Origin of the sequence: Sphingobium sp. TA15 (genome assembly GCF_037101235.1) — a bacterium.
In the GTDB taxonomy this organism is placed as follows: domain Bacteria; phylum Pseudomonadota; class Alphaproteobacteria; order Sphingomonadales; family Sphingomonadaceae; genus Sphingobium; species Sphingobium indicum.
The window spans coordinates 169,105-184,967 of the sequence record NZ_AP025355.1 but is presented as its reverse complement, the minus strand read 5'-3'; the positions used below and the strand labels follow the sequence as shown (position 1 = coordinate 184,967).

The window sequence follows — 15,863 nt, the reverse complement described above, 5'->3', positions numbered from 1 at the left end:
CGCTGACAGTGCGGATCGGACAGTCCCGGCCCGCACTTTTTTGCGTGGCGATGATGGGGCGAATCACCCCTGAAATCGCCAGGCCAGGCTGAATTTTCGCTGCGATGCGAAAAAATGCGACGAACAACCAGGCAGGATACGCAATGGCGACCAAGGCTCTCCCGACGATCAGCAATACCGGCGCGAAGAAGCGCATCAGAAAGGTATTCGGCGACATCCACGAAGTGGTGCAGATGCCGAACCTGATCGAGGTCCAGCGGGAGAGCTATGAGCAGTTCCTTCGTTCCGATCCGTCGATCGGCTATGTCTCCGGCCTGGAAAAGACCCTGCGCTCGGTCTTCCCGATCCGCGACTTCGCCGGCACGGCCGAGATGGACTTCGTCCATTACGAGCTGGAAGACCCGAAATATGACGTCGAGGAATGCCGTCAGCGCGGCATCACCTATGCGGCGCCGATGCGCGTCACGCTGCGCCTGATCGTGTTCGAGGTGGATGCAGACACCGAAACCCGCTCCGTTTTGGACATCAAGGAGCAGGACGTTTACATGGGCGACATGCCGCTCATGACGCAGAACGGCACCTTCATCGTCAACGGCACGGAGCGCGTCATCGTGTCGCAGATGCACCGCTCGCCGGGCGTGCTGTTCGACCATGACCGCGGCAAGACCCACTCTTCGGGCAAATATCTGTTCGCCGCCCGCGTGATCCCCTATCGCGGTAGCTGGCTGGACTTCGAATTCGACGCCAAGGACATCGTCAACGTCCGCATCGATCGCAAGCGCAAGCTGCCGGTAACGGCGCTGCTCTATGCCCTGGGCCTGACGCCGGAGGACATGCTCGGCTATTTCTACAACAAGGTGACCTTCCTGCGCGGCGAAGGCGGCTGGCAGATCCCCTATACCGCCGAAGCCTGGCGCGGCCAGAAGCCCGCCTTCGACATCGTCGACGCCAAGTCGGGAGAGGTCGTGTTCGCCGCCGGTCACAAGATTTCGCCCCGCGCCGCCAACAAGGCGGAGAAGGACGGGCTGGAAACCCTGCTGATCCCGACCGAGGAAGTCTATGGCCGCTACAGCGCCTATGACCTGATCAACGAGGCGACCGGCGAAATCTATATCGAGGCGGGCGACGAAGTGTCGCCGGAAAATCTCGAAAAGCTGGACAAGGCGGGCATCGACCGGCTGGAACTGCTGGACATCGACCATGTCACCACCGGCCCCTGGATCCGCAACACGCTGAAGGCCGACAAGGCCGAGGAGCGCGACCAGGCGCTGGCCGACATCTATCGCGTGATGCGCCCCGGCGAACCGCCGACGAAGGAAACCGCCGAAGCTCTCTTCGCGGGCCTGTTCTTCGATCCGGAGCGCTATGACCTGTCGGCCGTGGGCCGCGTGAAGCTCAACATGCGCCTCGACCTCGACGCCGAGGATACCGTCACCACCCTGCGGACCGAGGACATCCTTGCGGTCGTCAAGGAACTGGTGAACCTGAAGGACGGCAAGGGCGAGATCGACGATATCGACAATCTCGGCAACCGCCGCGTCCGTTCGGTGGGCGAATTGCTGGAGAACCAGTATCGCGTCGGGCTGCTGCGCATGGAGCGCGCCGTCAAGGAGCGCATGTCGAGCGTCGATGTGTCGACGGTGATGCCGAACGACCTGATCAACGCGAAGCCCGCCGTGGCCGCCGTGCGTGAATTCTTCGGCTCCAGCCAGCTTTCGCAGTTCATGGACCAGACCAACCCGCTGTCGGAAGTCACCCACAAGCGCCGCGTGTCGGCGCTTGGGCCGGGCGGCCTGACCCGCGAGCGCGCAGGCTTCGAAGTCCGCGACGTCCATCCGACGCACTATGGCCGCATCTGCCCCATTGAAACGCCGGAAGGCCCGAATATCGGCCTGATCAACTCGCTGGCCACCTTCAGCCGCGTCAACAAATACGGCTTCATCGAGACGCCTTATCGCAAGGTGATCGACGGCAAGGTGACGAACGAGGTCGTCTATCTGTCCGCGATGGAAGAGGCCAAGCACACCATCGCGCAGGCCAACGCGGAACTGAACGCCGACGGCACGCTGGCGGAAGACCTGATCTCCGCGCGCGAGGCGGGCGAATTCCTGATGGCGCCCAAGGATCATATCACCCTGATGGACGTCAGCCCGAAGCAGCTCGTTTCGGTCGCGGCCTCGCTCATCCCGTTCCTGGAAAATGACGACGCCAACCGCGCCCTCATGGGATCGAACATGCAGCGTCAGGCGGTTCCGCTCGTCCGGGCCGAAGCGCCCTTCGTCGGCACCGGCATGGAGGGCACGGTCGCCCGCGACTCCGGCGCCGCCATCGCGGCGCGTCGTGCGGGCATCATCGATCAGGTCGACGCGACCCGCATCGTGATCCGCGCCACCGGCGACATCGAACCCGGCCAGTCGGGCGTCGACATCTACACGCTGCAGAAATTCCAGCGCTCCAACCAGGACACCTGCATCAACCAGCGCCCGCTGGTGAAGGTGGGCGACCTGATCGAGGCGGGCGACGTCATCGCCGACGGTCCGTCCACCGAGTTCGGCGAACTGGCGCTGGGCCGCAACACGCTCGTCGCGTTCATGCCCTGGAACGGCTACAATTACGAAGACTCCATCCTGATCTCCGAACGGATCGTGAAGGATGACGTCTTCACCTCGATCCATATCGAGGAGTTCGAGGTCATGGCCCGCGACACCAAGCTGGGTCCGGAAGACATCACCCGCGACATCCCGAACGTCGGCGAGGAAGCGCTGCGCAACCTCGACGAGGCGGGCATCGTCTATATCGGCGCCGAAGTGGAGCCGGGCGATATCCTGGTCGGCAAGATCACGCCCAAGGGCGAATCCCCGATGACCCCGGAAGAAAAGCTGCTCCGCGCCATCTTCGGCGAAAAGGCGAGCGACGTGCGCGACACCTCGCTGCGCCTGCCGCCGGGCGTTGCCGGAACGGTCGTGGAAGTGCGCGTCTTCAACCGCCACGGCATCGACAAGGACGAACGCGCCATGGCCATCGAGCGGGAGGAGATCGACCGCCTCGCCAAGGACCGGGAGGACGAACGCGCCATCCTCAACCGCGCGACCTTCAACCGCCTGCAGGAAATGCTGATCGGCCAGACGGCCGCCGCCGCTCCCAAGGGCATCAAGAAGGGCGTGGAGATCGACGAGGCGCTGCTGGCCGAGGTCGAGCGGCATGAATGGTGGAAGTTCGCGGTCGCGGACGACGCCCGCCAGGCCGGCATCGAAGCCGTCAAGGCGCAGTATGACGAAGCGGTGAAGCTGATCGTCGAGAAGTTCGAGGATCGCGTCGACAAGCTGCAGCGCGGCGACGAACTGCCGCCGGGCGTGCTGAAGATGGTCAAGGTCTTCGTCGCGGTGAAGCGCAAGCTGCAGCCGGGCGACAAGATGGCGGGCCGTCACGGCAACAAGGGCGTCATTTCCCGCATCCTGCCCATCGAGGACATGCCGTTCCTGGAGGACGGCACCCATGTCGACATCGTGCTCAATCCGCTGGGCGTGCCGTCGCGCATGAATGTGGGGCAGATCTTCGAGACGCATCTGGGCTGGGCCGCCCGTGGCCTCGGCCAGCAGCTCAAGCATGCGCTGGAGGAATGGCGCGAAGCCAATCCGAACGCGCAGGGCGGCGAGATGCCGGATGCGGTCAAGACCCGCCTGCTGGAAACCTATGGGCCGCAATATGCCGATCAGATCGAAGGCCGGACGCCGGAACAGATCGTCGACCTCGCCGAACATCTGTCGCGCGGCGTGCCGATGGCGACCCCGGTGTTCGACGGCGCCCGCGAAGCCGACGTGTCGGCGATGCTGGAGCTGGCGGGCCTGCACTCCTCAGGTCAGTCGGACCTGTATGACGGCCGCACGGGCGACAAGTTCGACCGCAAGGTGACCGTGGGCATCATCTATATGCTGAAGCTCCACCACCTGGTCGACGACAAGATCCATGCGCGTTCCATCGGCCCCTACAGCCTCGTCACCCAGCAGCCGCTGGGCGGCAAGGCGCAGTTCGGCGGCCAGCGCTTCGGCGAGATGGAGGTGTGGGCGCTCCAGGCCTATGGCGCCGCCTACACGCTGCAGGAAATGCTGACGGTGAAATCGGACGACGTGGTCGGCCGCACCAAGGTCTATGAGGCGATCGTCAAGGGCGACGACACGTTCGAGGCCGGCATTCCCGAAAGCTTCAACGTGCTGGTCAAGGAAATGCGCTCGCTGGGCCTCAACGTTGAACTCGCGTCGATGGACGAGATCGAGGACGACGACGGCTTCGCGCAGGCGGCCGAGTAAGCCGGACCATGGAATCACCGTTCGTCCTGAGTAGCCATTGAGCGAAATGGCGTATCGAAGGACTCTTCGATACGGGCCTTCGACAAGCTCAGTCCCTACTCAGGGCGAACGGACGGAATTTGAACCTGAAGCCTTTGGCTTAGGAGCATGAAAATGAACGAACTGACGAACTTCGCCAATCCGATCCAGAAGCCGGAAACCTTCGACCAGATCCAGATCGGCCTTGCCTCTCCGGAGCGCATCCGCAGCTGGTCCTTCGGCGAGATCAAGAAGCCGGAAACCATCAACTACCGCACCTTCAAGCCGGAACGGGACGGCCTGTTCTGCGCCCGTATCTTCGGTCCGATCAAGGACTATGAATGCCTGTGCGGCAAGTACAAGCGCATGAAGTACAAGGGCATCGTCTGCGAGAAGTGCGGTGTCGAAGTCACGGTGTCGAAGGTCCGCCGCGAGCGGATGGGCCATATCGAACTCGCCGCCCCGGTCGCGCATATCTGGTTCCTGAAGTCGCTCCCCAGCCGCATCGGCCTGCTGCTCGACATGCAGTTGAAGCAGCTTGAGCGCGTCCTCTACTTCGAATCCTACATCGTCACCGAGCCGGGCCTGACTCCGCTGGAGAAGTACCAGCTTCTGACCGAGGACGAACTGCTCGACGCGCAGGACGAATATGGCGAGGACGCCTTCTCCGCCGGGATCGGCGCGGAGGCGGTCAAGCAGATGCTGATGGACCTCGACCTGGAGGGCGAGAAGCAGGTGCTGCTGGACGAGTTGGCCGTCACCAAGTCGGAATTGAAGCCCAAGAAGATCATCAAGCGCCTCAAGGTCGTTGAGAGCTTCCTGGAATCGGGCAATCGGCCTGAATGGATGATCCTGGACGTGGTTCCTGTGATCCCGCCGGAACTGCGCCCGCTGGTCCCGCTGGACGGCGGCCGCTTCGCGACGTCGGACCTCAACGACCTCTACCGCCGCGTCATCAACCGCAACAACCGTTTGAAGCGGCTGATGGAACTGCGCGCCCCGGACATCATCGTCCGCAACGAAAAGCGCATGTTGCAGGAGGCGGTCGACGCCCTGTTCGACAATGGCCGCCGCGGCCGCGTCATCACCGGCGCGAACAAGCGTCCGCTGAAGTCGCTGTCCGACATGCTGAAGGGCAAGCAGGGCCGCTTCCGCCAGAACCTGCTCGGCAAGCGCGTCGACTATTCGGGCCGTTCGGTCATCGTGACCGGCCCGGAATTGAAGCTGCACCAGTGCGGCCTGCCGAAGAAGATGGCGCTCGAACTGTTCAAGCCCTTCATCTACGCCCGCCTCGACGCCAAGGGTCTTTCCATGACCCTGAAGCAGGCCAAGAAGTGGGTCGAGAAGGAGCGCAAGGAAGTCTGGGACATCCTGGACGAGGTGATCCGCGAGCATCCGGTGATGCTGAACCGCGCGCCGACGCTCCACCGCCTCGGCATCCAGGCGTTCGAGCCGGTCCTCATTGAAGGCAAGGCGATCCAGCTTCACCCGCTGGTCTGCTCGGCCTTCAACGCCGACTTCGACGGCGACCAGATGGCCGTTCACGTGCCGCTTTCGCTGGAAGCGCAGCTTGAAGCCCGCGTGCTGATGATGTCGACCAACAACATCCTCAGCCCCGCAAACGGCAAGCCGATCATCGTTCCGTCGCAGGACATGGTTCTGGGCATCTATTATCTGTCGATGGAGCGCGAGGGCGAGCCGGGCGAAGGCATGCTGCTGGCCGACATGCAGGAGGTGCATCAGGCGCTCTATGCCAAGGCGGTGACGCTGCACTCCAAGATCATCAGCCGGGTGCCGCAGACCGACGAAGCCGGCAACCAGTATATGAAGCGGTTTGAAACCACGCCGGGCCGCATGCTGCTGGGCGAATGCCTGCCCAAGAGCCACAAGGTGCCCTTCGACGTCGTCAACCGCCTTCTGACCAAGAAGGAAATCGGGGACGTCATCGACCAGGTCTATCGCCACACCGGCCAGAAGGACACGGTGCTGTTCGCCGACGCCATCATGGCGCTGGGCTTCCGCCACGCGTTCCAGGCCGGCATCAGCTTCGGCAAGGACGACATGGTGATCCCGGATTCGAAGACCGCGATGGTCGACGAAACCAAGGCGCTGGTGGCCGACTATGAGCAGCAATATCAGGACGGCCTGATCACCCAGCAGGAAAAGTACAACAAGGTGATCGACGCCTGGAGCCGTTGCGGCGACCAGGTCGCGAACGCCATGATGGACGAAATCCGCGCCCAGCCCAAGGACCCGAATACGGGCCGCATGGCGCCGATCAACTCCATCTACATGATGGCGCATTCCGGTGCCCGTGGTTCGCAGGCGCAGATGAAGCAGCTTGCCGGCATGCGCGGCCTGATGGCCAAGCCGTCGGGTGAGATCATCGAAACGCCGATCATCTCGAACTTCAAGGAAGGCCTGACCGTCCTTGAATATTTCAACTCCACCCACGGCGCCCGCAAGGGTCTGGCCGACACCGCGCTCAAGACGGCGAACTCGGGTTACCTGACCCGCCGTCTGGTCGACGTCAGCCAGGATTGCACCATCGTCGAAGAGGACTGCGGCACCGACAAGGCGCTGGAGATGAAGGCCATCGTCCAGGGCGGCAGCGTCATCGCCTCGCTGGGCGAGCGCATCCTGGGCCGCACCACGGCGCAGGACATCGTCGACAGCAAGGACGGTTCGGTCATCGTGCCGATCGGCACGCTGCTCGACGAAGCGCTCGTGGCGCAGATCGAGGCCATCGGCACGCAGTCGGTGAAGATCCGCAGCCCGCTGATCTGCGAAAGCAAGATGGGCGTCTGCGGCAAGTGCTACGGCCGCGACCTCGCTCGCGGCACCCCGGTCAATATCGGCGAAGCGGTCGGCGTCATCGCGGCGCAGTCCATCGGCGAGCCGGGCACGCAGCTTACCATGCGGACCTTCCACATCGGCGGCGCGGCGAACTTCAACGAAACGTCGAACCTGGAAGCCATGTCGGACGGCACGATCGAACTGCGCGACATGCCGACCATCACCGACAAGAACGGTCGCCGCCTCAGCCTCGCCCGCAACGGCGAGATCGCGATCATCGACTCCGAGGGCCGCGAGCGCGAAACGCACCGCCTGCCCTACGGCGCCACCATCCTGTTCGCGGATGGCGATGCCGTGAAGAAGGGCGAGCGCTTCGCCGAGTGGGATCCCTTCACCATGCCGGTGATCACGGAAAAGCCGGGCATCGTGAAATATCAGGATCTGATCGACGGCAAGACGCTGACCGAGCAGACCGACGAAGCCACCGGCATCGCCCAGCGCGTGGTGACGGAGCATCGCGGTTCCGCCCGCACCAAGGAGGATCTGCGTCCGCGCCTCACCCTGCTGGACGACCAGTCGGGCGAAGCCGCTCGCTACATGCTGGCGGTGGGCGCGACCCTGTCGGTGGACGACGGCGCGCAGGTGCAGGCCGGTGACGTGCTGGCGCGTGTCAGCCGCGAAGCGGCCAAGACTCGCGACATCACCGGCGGTCTGCCGCGCGTCGCCGAACTGTTCGAAGCCCGCAAGCCCAAGGACAATGCGATCATCGCCAAGGTGTCGGGCCGCGTCCAGTTCCTCAAGGATTACAAGGCGAAGCGCAAGATCGCCATCAATCCCGAGGATGGTAGCGAGCCGGTCGAATACCTCATCCCCAAGAGCAAGGTGATCGACGTCCAGGAAGGCGACTATGTGAAGCGCGGCGACAATCTGATCGGTGGTTCGCCCGACCCGCACGACATTCTGGAGGTGCTGGGCATCGAGCCGCTGGCCGAATATCTGGTTGCCGAAATCCAGGAAGTCTATCGCTTGCAGGGCGTGAAGATCAACGACAAGCACATCGAGACGATCGTTCGCCAGATGCTGCAAAAGGTCGAGATCACCGTGTCCGGCGACACCACGCTGCTGGTGGGCGAGCAGGTCGACCGCGAGGAGATGGAGGAGATCAACGCGAAGCTCCAGCCCGGCTTCCAGCCGGCGGAGGGCAAGCCGGTGCTGCTCGGCATCACCAAGGCGTCGCTGCAGACCCGCAGCTTCATCTCGGCGGCGTCCTTCCAGGAAACCACCCGCGTCCTCACGGAAGCGGCGGTTCAGGGCAAGAAGGACACGCTGGTGGGCCTGAAGGAGAATGTCATCGTCGGCCGCCTGATCCCGGCGGGCACTGGCGCGGGCATGAACCGCATGCGGGTCGCCGCCTCGTCGCGCGACGCGGCGATGCGGGCCGCGCTGCGCGCCTCCAGCCAGGTTGATCTGATCGCGCCCAAGACGGCTGCCGAGGAGCATGCCGCCGAACTGCGCCAGGGTCCGGAAGCCGCCATCGGCGACGATCCGCTGGCCGTCGTCCAGGGTGAGGATTTCACCACTGAGGACATGGAATAAGCGCTTTGAAATAAAGGTATCCGCTTCCTATCTCGGGAAGCGGCTCCCAGCCCTTCGTACCCCAAAAGGGATCGATGGAGAACCCGCCGGAAGCAACAGCTTGTCCGGCGGGTTTTCTTTCGGGGCGGCGGTCGGCAGGGTGAGATTGTCGGGAAAGCCTGTCTCAAACCCCCTTGACCAATCCGGAATCGCCGCCTATTTGCGCCTCTCCGGTGAGCCTGTGGCCCATCCTGATGCCCGATCCTCTAATGGTAAGAGAGCGGACTCTGACTCCGTCAATCAAGGTTCGAATCCTTGTCGGGCATCCAAACTTTCCCCAGCAAAACCAATAACTTCGCAGCACCAAGCCCCTTCCCTGGCGGCGACTTTATGTTGCAACAGAAACCCGCGCAATTCCGCCATTTTCCGCTGATTTCCGAGAGTTCCCGGCAGCTCCATGCAACATGGATGCAACATGGGATGGCGCGGAAATGGCGAGATTACTCGCTTTCTCGTTTGCTCTTTTGGGCGCTTAGGACTGACCGAGGAACGCGGACCTTGGGCTGAAGCATCTCCTGTACGCGCTGCAGCGACATTTTGGCCGCCTCTTGCATTTTGGCCTTATCAACTGGGTCGGCCGTCAGTGCGCGGTACTCATCCCTTTCCCGCTGCCGTTGTATCGCTTGGATCTTGAGCGCTTCGCCTGCGGCCAGTTTCAGCACCTCAATCGCGCCTACGGCAACGAGGAGGTCCAATTCTTCATCCGTGAGGCGTAGTCCTTTACCCACGCTGATCGCCCTCGAAACGCGCCGGTCCAGCTGAATAATGTCACCTGCCCTGTCCATATCGCCCTCCGACGGCAGCCCGGCCCTTCGTCGCGATCGCGTTCAATGTGCCGGGCCGGTCAACAAGGCGTAACATCTGCCTGCATGATCGAAAGGGCGTCGAGGGAGGGCGACAGAAGACAGCGATGGACCGCCTTTAAGACCTACCGGACTGGCCTGGGCGCATGACGGCGCCGGTTGCCGCCGCCTACATGTGCGTATCGCAGTCGACCTTCCTTGTCCGGTTCGCCAGCATCGGCCGCAAGGAAGGGGGCAACACGTTCTGGGCGCGCGCCCAGCTCGATCAGATCATTGCGGAGCAGTTCGATTTGACCTCAATCGGCGCGCCCCCTCCTGAACTGACGTCCGAAGACGAGTATGCCGCGTGGAAGGCCAAGCGAAACAGTGCGCGGCAGAAATAGGCAGCCAATCCGGCGGGACGGTTCAGTTGCTATAAATGAGCAAATTTGCAATGTCGCCGCACTCATGGCATTTAAGAGTCGCTATGGAAGGGGTGAGCATGGCATTTCTTGAATCCGCTGTTGCGGTCGCCATATAATGCGTAAACGCACAAGCTCCTTAACGGGTTGGAAATCAATATTTGGAACCATGCAACGGGGGGTCCGCTGGATGGGATTTCAGTCACCGATGAAGATCGAACTTGCCATACATCTCGCCTTCGATGAGGAAGCGGCGGTTTGGTACGTGGCTTCGTCGGACATCCCGGGTCTTTTTCTGGAAGCCGATAGCCCGCAAGCCTTGATTGAGCGCCTTGCGGTGAGCGCACCCGAAATGATCGAATTGAATCTAGCGGAAATTCTGTCCCGACATGAGGGTACTGAGAGCGACAAGCATCCGGCTGTCTCGCTTCGCCCGGTCTTCGACAGTCCGCTGGAACTGGCGCATGCTTAACCGTGCCGGGATATACGCCTGAGCTAAAGCGGCTGCTCACTGAGGCTGGCTGTTCCTTTTTCAGACACGGCAAGGGTGATCACGAGATTTGGCAATGTCCGGACGGCTGCAAGGTCACCGTCGATGGGAACATCAAGTCGCGGCACACGGCGAACGGTGTTTTGAAGCAGGCTGGCCTGCCCAAGGCATTCTGACTACCCCTTCCTCTCAATCATCTCCGGAAGGGCTGTATACGCCTTCGTAAAGCTTTGAATGGCGCCGCCAATCGCTGCCGGGTTTGATATTGCCCACCAAGCGATCGATGGCCTCATCGATTTGTTTCTTGCTCCTTGCCTTCTTTCCGCCGAACTGAATGGGGTCAGGCATATTGCCTACCGCAATCTCCGGCTCAAACACGGTGACAGGCAGGTCCAGATAGGCGGCGGCCGTGGTTAGCCATCATAGCAGGCCAACCATATGTGCCTTTCTCTAGCTTAGGCATCGGACCTCCTGTCTTGAGCCTCGAGACGAGCCGGCGGGTTCACAGCCTGAATCGCATTACCTGTTCACCCAATGTCGGCTTGGATAATTTAGATAAGATTGGTCAGCGCCCGACTCCGACCTTGGAAAGCATCCCTGCAAGCGTCAGATCGCTTGGCCCCTCATCCTTCACAAGGCCATCGACCGTGGGACGGAACAGCGCAGCCAGAATAATCTTTTTGTCTTCTTCGGTTGCGGCGCTTTCATGCGTTAATGCGAGGTAGGTGGTAGTCATGACCGCCCTCTCTTCGGCATCATGCCTAAGATGCTGCTGGCTCAAATAGAGCTTTGTCAACAGGCGACCAATCCAGAAAATCAACGCAGCTAGAGCCGCCAGCCCAGCTGCTACGATGATGTAGACTGTTTGATGAACGCTATCGCTCTGAAGCAGGAGCGCGGCTGCGCCGGCAAATGATATAGCGAAGACGAGGAAGGCGATCGGGAAAAACCAAAGCAGGCGGTTGAAAGCGACGCGCTCCGCGATCTGATGCCCGGCAGCTTTCGTGCGCCAATATTCGACCGGCGCCTGCAATCCCATCGCGGTGCGATAACCTTCTTCCACTCCGCGGATGCTCGCTATCGCATCGTTCATTGCGCTGGAAAGGGCCCGGTGGAGCGTATCGTTGATCGCTCTTGATCGCCTCAATTCCTTCGTGAAGAATTTGATTGCTCGAAGCGTTCGTTTCCGCGTGCGATCAGAAGTGACAGAATCTGCCTCATCAAGCCTTTCAAGAGATGCGCTGATGGCGGCACGGTAGTTGGCACGCTCCCGCTGGAGCCTCGCCGCAATCTCGCTAGGCGCCGCAATGTCTGGCATTGAAAAGGTCACTATAGCAGCAATATGCGCGGGGTCGGACGCGCTATTCAATCCGACTTGGCCTTTGTGAAACCCGAACACAAACGCAGCAGCGCTGTCCCCGTACCGTTCACGAACTTGGTTGATCTTGTTAGCCAGAATCCCTTCCGAATGCCGCAGCCAACCTCTGTCACTGTAGTGGCTTTCCACCGTCGGGATCATATCGGTTAGCGTCCCGCCGTTCGCGCGCGTATTCGCTGCCTGCTGCCGGAGCGTGCCGAAGGCAGACGCCATCTGCTCTCCGACATTGCCATAAGGACCGCCGGCCGAGCGCAGCCAATTCCATTTCAAACTTTCTTGGACGATCCATTGATCGAATGTGTCAAAGTTTTTGAACTTTCGTTCGTGTCCTTGATCATCGAATGCAAAGCGCGTCCAGACTTCCGTCATTGTTTTGCCCCACCCCTTCTGGCGCCACTCTGGATGCGCATCATCTATCATTGGAAGTCGAAGTTCAAACAATCTGAACCGCTTCTATGCCGCACAGCGGCCTAAGATGCGGTTCCCCACCGCTTTAGGTTCAGGGATCGGCTAGGTAGGACCCGCGATTTTTCAGCCCGCCAGCCTGGGTTCGACAAACCAGTTCGGCAGCGGCAGGATGGCTGACGATGCTCCTTTGACTCCTCGCCGCCGTCTGCGTCGACATCTTCAATGACCTTTCGCAGCCTGCCGTCGTAGGGTGCTTGCCGATGCTGCACCACGTAGTTGCGCCATTTGCCGTGGCCACGCCCTTGATCAAACAGGGCAAGCTCGATCTCTTCCCCGTCCGCCGCATCCGAGCGCGTGACAAGTTCCTCGATGACAGCATTGAAGGCGCGGTAGTTATCAGCGCTGTTCTGGTCGCTGACGGTGTAGCCCTCGACCAGTCGCCCACTGCGATTCCAACTCTTATGGACGTCCGTCAGCACCACATCCTTGCCGCACAGTAAGTTAACCGAGCATGCTGTCCACTGGTCCATGATGTAGCCAGTCCGTTTGCCTCGAGAGAGAAAGAAGATCAGCTTGGTGTAGTAGGCGGGGCCCATTCCTGGCAGTCCCTTGGGTGTGCCGACAGATGTCCTGCGAAGGTTGCTGAACTCGGCATAGGCGGCAGTTGCGTCTAAGTCTCCGTTCCACATGCTGTCGATCAAGGTGAGCCATGGGCTCGACGGGTCATTGAGCAGCAGCTTCGCATTGCGGGTGCGCATTCCTCCCCAGGACAGCACGAGCATGGCGCGAGCCAGAGGTGATGTCTCCACCTCTAATGCAGATCGCAGGCAGTCACGGCACATGGCCTCTGTCCAGCGCTCCAGTCCGCCGCCAATAGCCTTCGCAGCCCATGCTGACGGCACAGCGCCGACCCAACCTTTTGCCTCGTGCGGCTTCCGTTTCGCGAGTAATGAGAGGAAGTGATTTAGACGCTGCTCGTCGTACTCAATTGTCATTGTCGCTTGGGGCCCTCGTGTTCGAGGGCTGAACATAGCCGGGGAAGCCTAAGAGTTTGTTCCCTCCCCGGCGCCTTATGCGCGTCTTAATGGTGTGGCCATGATGGCCATACCTCGGGAAGCAGCACAAGGAAGTCAGCCGCAGGCGGGCCCTCGGTGACTGAGGTACGATATCTTAACGGGCTTAATTTCAAGCCGGTTTCCTATGAAGATGCTAAAGGCGAAATGCGCTGCGCCTACGAGAGGGACCCAGCGGCTCATGAATCGTTGCGATAAGCTGCGGGCTCTGGCTCCGCCCCTCACCCCTAGCCATGGGGACGAGTGGATCTGAATTCCCTACGAGTGCGGCCTCGAACTCGAAACTGTTATAGTAATAATAGCCCGCCGGGCTCTCTCTTCTATTTTCCTTCAAGGGCACAAATTGCTGACGGTTTCAAGCAGGCGGGAGCCACCGCCGTCCGCATTGATCGGCTTCATGGGCTGAATTTTAAGCCCATCGTCGTAGGTTTTTAGAAGGCGCGGCCTGGGCACGTTGCCCTCTGGCCATTCGCCGCATAAAGCAGGCTGCGGTAGATCACTGGGGGAAATCTGGCATGTTCGAAGGTGGGTGGCTCAGCGACAATACTGGGCGAATCGAGAATATCTCGCTCGCGCCAAATGTGAAGAATGCCATCTACCCACTGTTCGAAGCGGTCATGAACTCAATTCACGCCATTGAGGAACGCTTCGGTCCCGATGGTCTGACATCAGGTCGCATAAACATCGTGCTGCACGGGGATAAGGAGGGCGAGTACTCCGGCTTTACCGTTGCCGACAATGGTATCGGCTTTAACAGCGACAATCTTACCTCGCTCCGGAAATTCGATAGCCGTAAAAAGGCGAAGCTGGGCGGAAAAGGCGTGGGTCGCCTGCTCTGGCTCAAGGTCTCCGATGAGGCAGCGATCAGAAGCTGCTTCGTTGGGCCCGATGAAAGCGTTCGAACTTGCACATTCAGGTTCACCGTGACCGATCCAGTTGCCGACTATGCAGAGAGCATGTCTGGGCGGGAACTCGGAACGTCGATAACAATCAACCCCTTCAAAAGTGAGTTCGCCTCACGCCTCCCCAAGAAGGCGGACACATTTGCCAACAGGCTCATCGCCCACTTTGTGAGCTATTTCACCAACATCTCACATCCAGAAATTGTCATTGTCGATGAGACCGATCCTGAGGGAGACGCGATCGACCTCTTCGACATCTTCAGCGAGAAGGTTGAGAGAGACAGCGATTTCACTTTCACGGTTGACTCAATTCCGGAGGCTTTCACCGTCCACTGTTTTCTCCTCCCCAAAAGCATATCGGACGACGAGAGAAGCGTTAACGCATTATACCTTGGAGCAAACGGGCGGGCTGTGACGCGCCACGAGCTCGACAGCGTTCTGGGAATGAAAGCTATCGACTCAAAATATGCCTTTCTGGGCTATGTTGAATCAGAATTTCTCGATGATAACGCAAACGACACTCGAACTGCTTTCTCACTCGATGATGAACAGATTGCGATGATCGTCGATGCAGCCAAGCAGCGGGCAAAAGATTTCCTTGAACCCGAAATCAAGGAAATCAGGCAGAAGCAAGCGGCCCGAATAGTCGAAATCGGCCGTGAGCATCCGCGTTTCTTTTATGCGGCGCGTCACGCAGATGAAGTTGCAGAAGGTCTGCATCTCTCCAATCAGAGTGAAGAAGAGATATTCGTCGAGCTCTCTCGAGGATCGCTTAGAGATTACAAGAAGCGTAAGCGCGTGTATTCTGAGGCATATAAAAAGGAACTTCCTGACATTGCGCAGCAAACAGAAGAGTTTATGCAAAAACTCAAGGAAGACGCCATGTCTTCACTGGCGGAATATGTTGCACGAAGAAGGTCTATTGTAGAAATATTCGAAGCTGGCCTCCGGTACAAGGATATCGAAGACGAGACCTCTCATTACGAGAAAATAGTACACGGTATCATATGTCCTCTCAATTCCACGAGCCAGGAACTTGGATATGAGGATCACAATCTTTGGCTGATCGATGACCGATTGGCTTTCTACACATATTTCAACTCTGACCGGCAGATGAAAAGCCAGATCACTGCCGACGCGTCCGCAAAGGATCGGCCAGACATCACTCTGTTCGACCTTGGCCTTGGCTTTAACTCCGATGATCATAGCCAACCAATAACGATCGTCGAATTCAAGCGGCCGAAGCGTGATGACTACACGCTGGCAGATAACCCCATCTCCCAGGTTCGCAGCTATGTGCAGCAGCTTCGCGAGTCGCGAGAAGCAATAAAGTTCGACGGGAGTCCCCTAAGGGCGATATCGGAGGACACCCCATTTACGTGCTATATCGTCGCCGACGTCACGAAGTCGCTACTTCAAGTCATGCGGGATCTCGGGCAGTTCAGCCAGCGTGCGGGCAGCTCTTCCTATTACTGGTGGGATTCGAATTACAAAACATTCATTGAGATCGCTTCCTTTCGAGAGGTGCTTGCCTCAGCGAAGGCACGCAACCACGCATTCTTCAAGCATTTGGGTATAGACTAGACATTAGTTTGGCCTGAGGCGGAGACAATATTGCTCCGGTTTTCCTTGCTCTTTGCTTAAGCATGGCC

10 protein-coding genes and 1 tRNA gene are annotated in these 15,863 nt (G+C 59.9%); 7 read left to right on the top strand and 4 right to left on the bottom strand.

The window, feature by feature from the left end:
- Window positions 1-143 precede the first annotated feature (143 nt).
- The 3 genes from rpoB to Sj15T_RS00920 all read left to right on the top strand — a co-directional run bounded on the left by rpoB (window position 144) and on the right by Sj15T_RS00920 (window position 9,025).
- Window positions 144-4,307 carry a DNA-directed RNA polymerase subunit beta gene (gene rpoB / locus Sj15T_RS00930; RefSeq protein WP_338756179.1) on the top strand — a complete coding sequence of 1,388 codons (4,164 nt, stop codon included), beginning with the start codon at window positions 144-146 and terminating at the stop codon, window positions 4,305-4,307.
- A gap of 153 nt (window positions 4,308-4,460) precedes the next feature.
- Window positions 4,461-8,717 carry a DNA-directed RNA polymerase subunit beta' gene (gene rpoC, locus Sj15T_RS00925; RefSeq protein WP_013039483.1) on the top strand — a complete coding sequence of 1,419 codons (4,257 nt, stop codon included), beginning with the start codon at window positions 4,461-4,463 and terminating at the stop codon, window positions 8,715-8,717.
- A 234-nt stretch (window positions 8,718-8,951) separates the two neighbouring features.
- Window positions 8,952-9,025: transfer RNA gene (locus tag Sj15T_RS00920), tRNA-Gln, on the top strand.
- A gap of 171 nt (window positions 9,026-9,196) precedes the next feature.
- Here the strand turns inward: Sj15T_RS00920 and Sj15T_RS00915 are convergent.
- The gene (locus Sj15T_RS00915; RefSeq protein ID WP_013039482.1) at window positions 9,197-9,541 is read right to left on the bottom strand and encodes a hypothetical protein; all 345 of its coding nucleotides are present in this window, start codon (window positions 9,539-9,541) and stop codon (window positions 9,197-9,199) included.
- A 164-nt stretch (window positions 9,542-9,705) separates the two neighbouring features.
- On the opposite strand from Sj15T_RS00915, the gene Sj15T_RS00910 reads away from it, so the two are divergent.
- The 3 genes from Sj15T_RS00910 (at window position 9,706) to Sj15T_RS00900 (ending at window position 10,626) form a co-directional block, all read left to right on the top strand.
- Window positions 9,706-9,942 carry a hypothetical protein gene (locus Sj15T_RS00910; RefSeq protein WP_013039481.1) on the top strand — a complete coding sequence of 79 codons (237 nt, stop codon included), beginning with the start codon at window positions 9,706-9,708 and terminating at the stop codon, window positions 9,940-9,942.
- Window positions 9,943-10,168: 226 nt separating this feature from the next.
- The gene (locus Sj15T_RS00905; RefSeq protein ID WP_013039480.1) at window positions 10,169-10,432 is read left to right on the top strand and encodes a DUF1902 domain-containing protein; all 264 of its coding nucleotides are present in this window, start codon (window positions 10,169-10,171) and stop codon (window positions 10,430-10,432) included.
- 2 nt (window positions 10,433-10,434) lie between these two features.
- Window positions 10,435-10,626, top strand: coding sequence for a type II toxin-antitoxin system HicA family toxin (locus Sj15T_RS00900; protein WP_013039479.1), 192 nt, complete (start codon window positions 10,435-10,437; stop codon window positions 10,624-10,626).
- A 13-nt stretch (window positions 10,627-10,639) separates the two neighbouring features.
- Here Sj15T_RS00900 and Sj15T_RS00895 read toward each other — a convergent pair whose 3' ends face one another.
- The 3 genes from Sj15T_RS00895 to Sj15T_RS00885 form a co-directional block, all read right to left on the bottom strand.
- Entirely contained in the window at window positions 10,640-10,828 is a 189-nt protein-coding gene (locus tag Sj15T_RS00895) for a hypothetical protein (protein WP_338756178.1), read from the bottom strand.
- Between the two features lie 187 nt (window positions 10,829-11,015).
- Window positions 11,016-12,197: a DUF6161 domain-containing protein gene (locus Sj15T_RS00890; protein ID WP_148225540.1), complete on the bottom strand. Its 1,182-nt coding sequence runs from the start codon at window positions 12,195-12,197 to the stop codon at window positions 11,016-11,018.
- A 101-nt stretch (window positions 12,198-12,298) separates the two neighbouring features.
- Entirely contained in the window at window positions 12,299-13,231 is a 933-nt protein-coding gene (locus Sj15T_RS00885; RefSeq protein ID WP_148225539.1) for a hypothetical protein, read from the bottom strand.
- Between the two features lie 593 nt (window positions 13,232-13,824).
- On the opposite strand from Sj15T_RS00885, the gene Sj15T_RS00880 reads away from it, so the two are divergent.
- Window positions 13,825-15,795: an ATP-binding protein gene (locus Sj15T_RS00880; protein ID WP_013039475.1), complete on the top strand. Its 1,971-nt coding sequence runs from the start codon at window positions 13,825-13,827 to the stop codon at window positions 15,793-15,795.
- Window positions 15,796-15,863: the final 68 nt, after the last annotated feature.

Bases quoted from the DNA above. Each gene is read 5' to 3' on its own strand.
- rpoB (WP_338756179.1), top strand. From the start codon at position 144: ATGGCGACCAAGGCTCTCCCGACGATCAGCAATACCGGCGCGAAGAAG.
- Sj15T_RS00915 (WP_013039482.1), bottom strand. From the start codon at position 9,541: ATGGACAGGGCAGGTGACATTATTCAGCTGGACCGGCGCGTTTCGAGG.
- rpoC (WP_013039483.1), top strand. From the start codon at position 4,461: ATGAACGAACTGACGAACTTCGCCAATCCGATCCAGAAGCCGGAAACC.
- Sj15T_RS00885 (WP_148225539.1), bottom strand. From the start codon at position 13,231: ATGACAATTGAGTACGACGAGCAGCGTCTAAATCACTTCCTCTCATTA.
- Sj15T_RS00890 (WP_148225540.1), bottom strand. From the start codon at position 12,197: ATGACGGAAGTCTGGACGCGCTTTGCATTCGATGATCAAGGACACGAA.
- Sj15T_RS00880 (WP_013039475.1), top strand. From the start codon at position 13,825: ATGTTCGAAGGTGGGTGGCTCAGCGACAATACTGGGCGAATCGAGAAT.
- Sj15T_RS00905 (WP_013039480.1), top strand. From the start codon at position 10,169: ATGAAGATCGAACTTGCCATACATCTCGCCTTCGATGAGGAAGCGGCG.
- Sj15T_RS00910 (WP_013039481.1), top strand. From the start codon at position 9,706: ATGACGGCGCCGGTTGCCGCCGCCTACATGTGCGTATCGCAGTCGACC.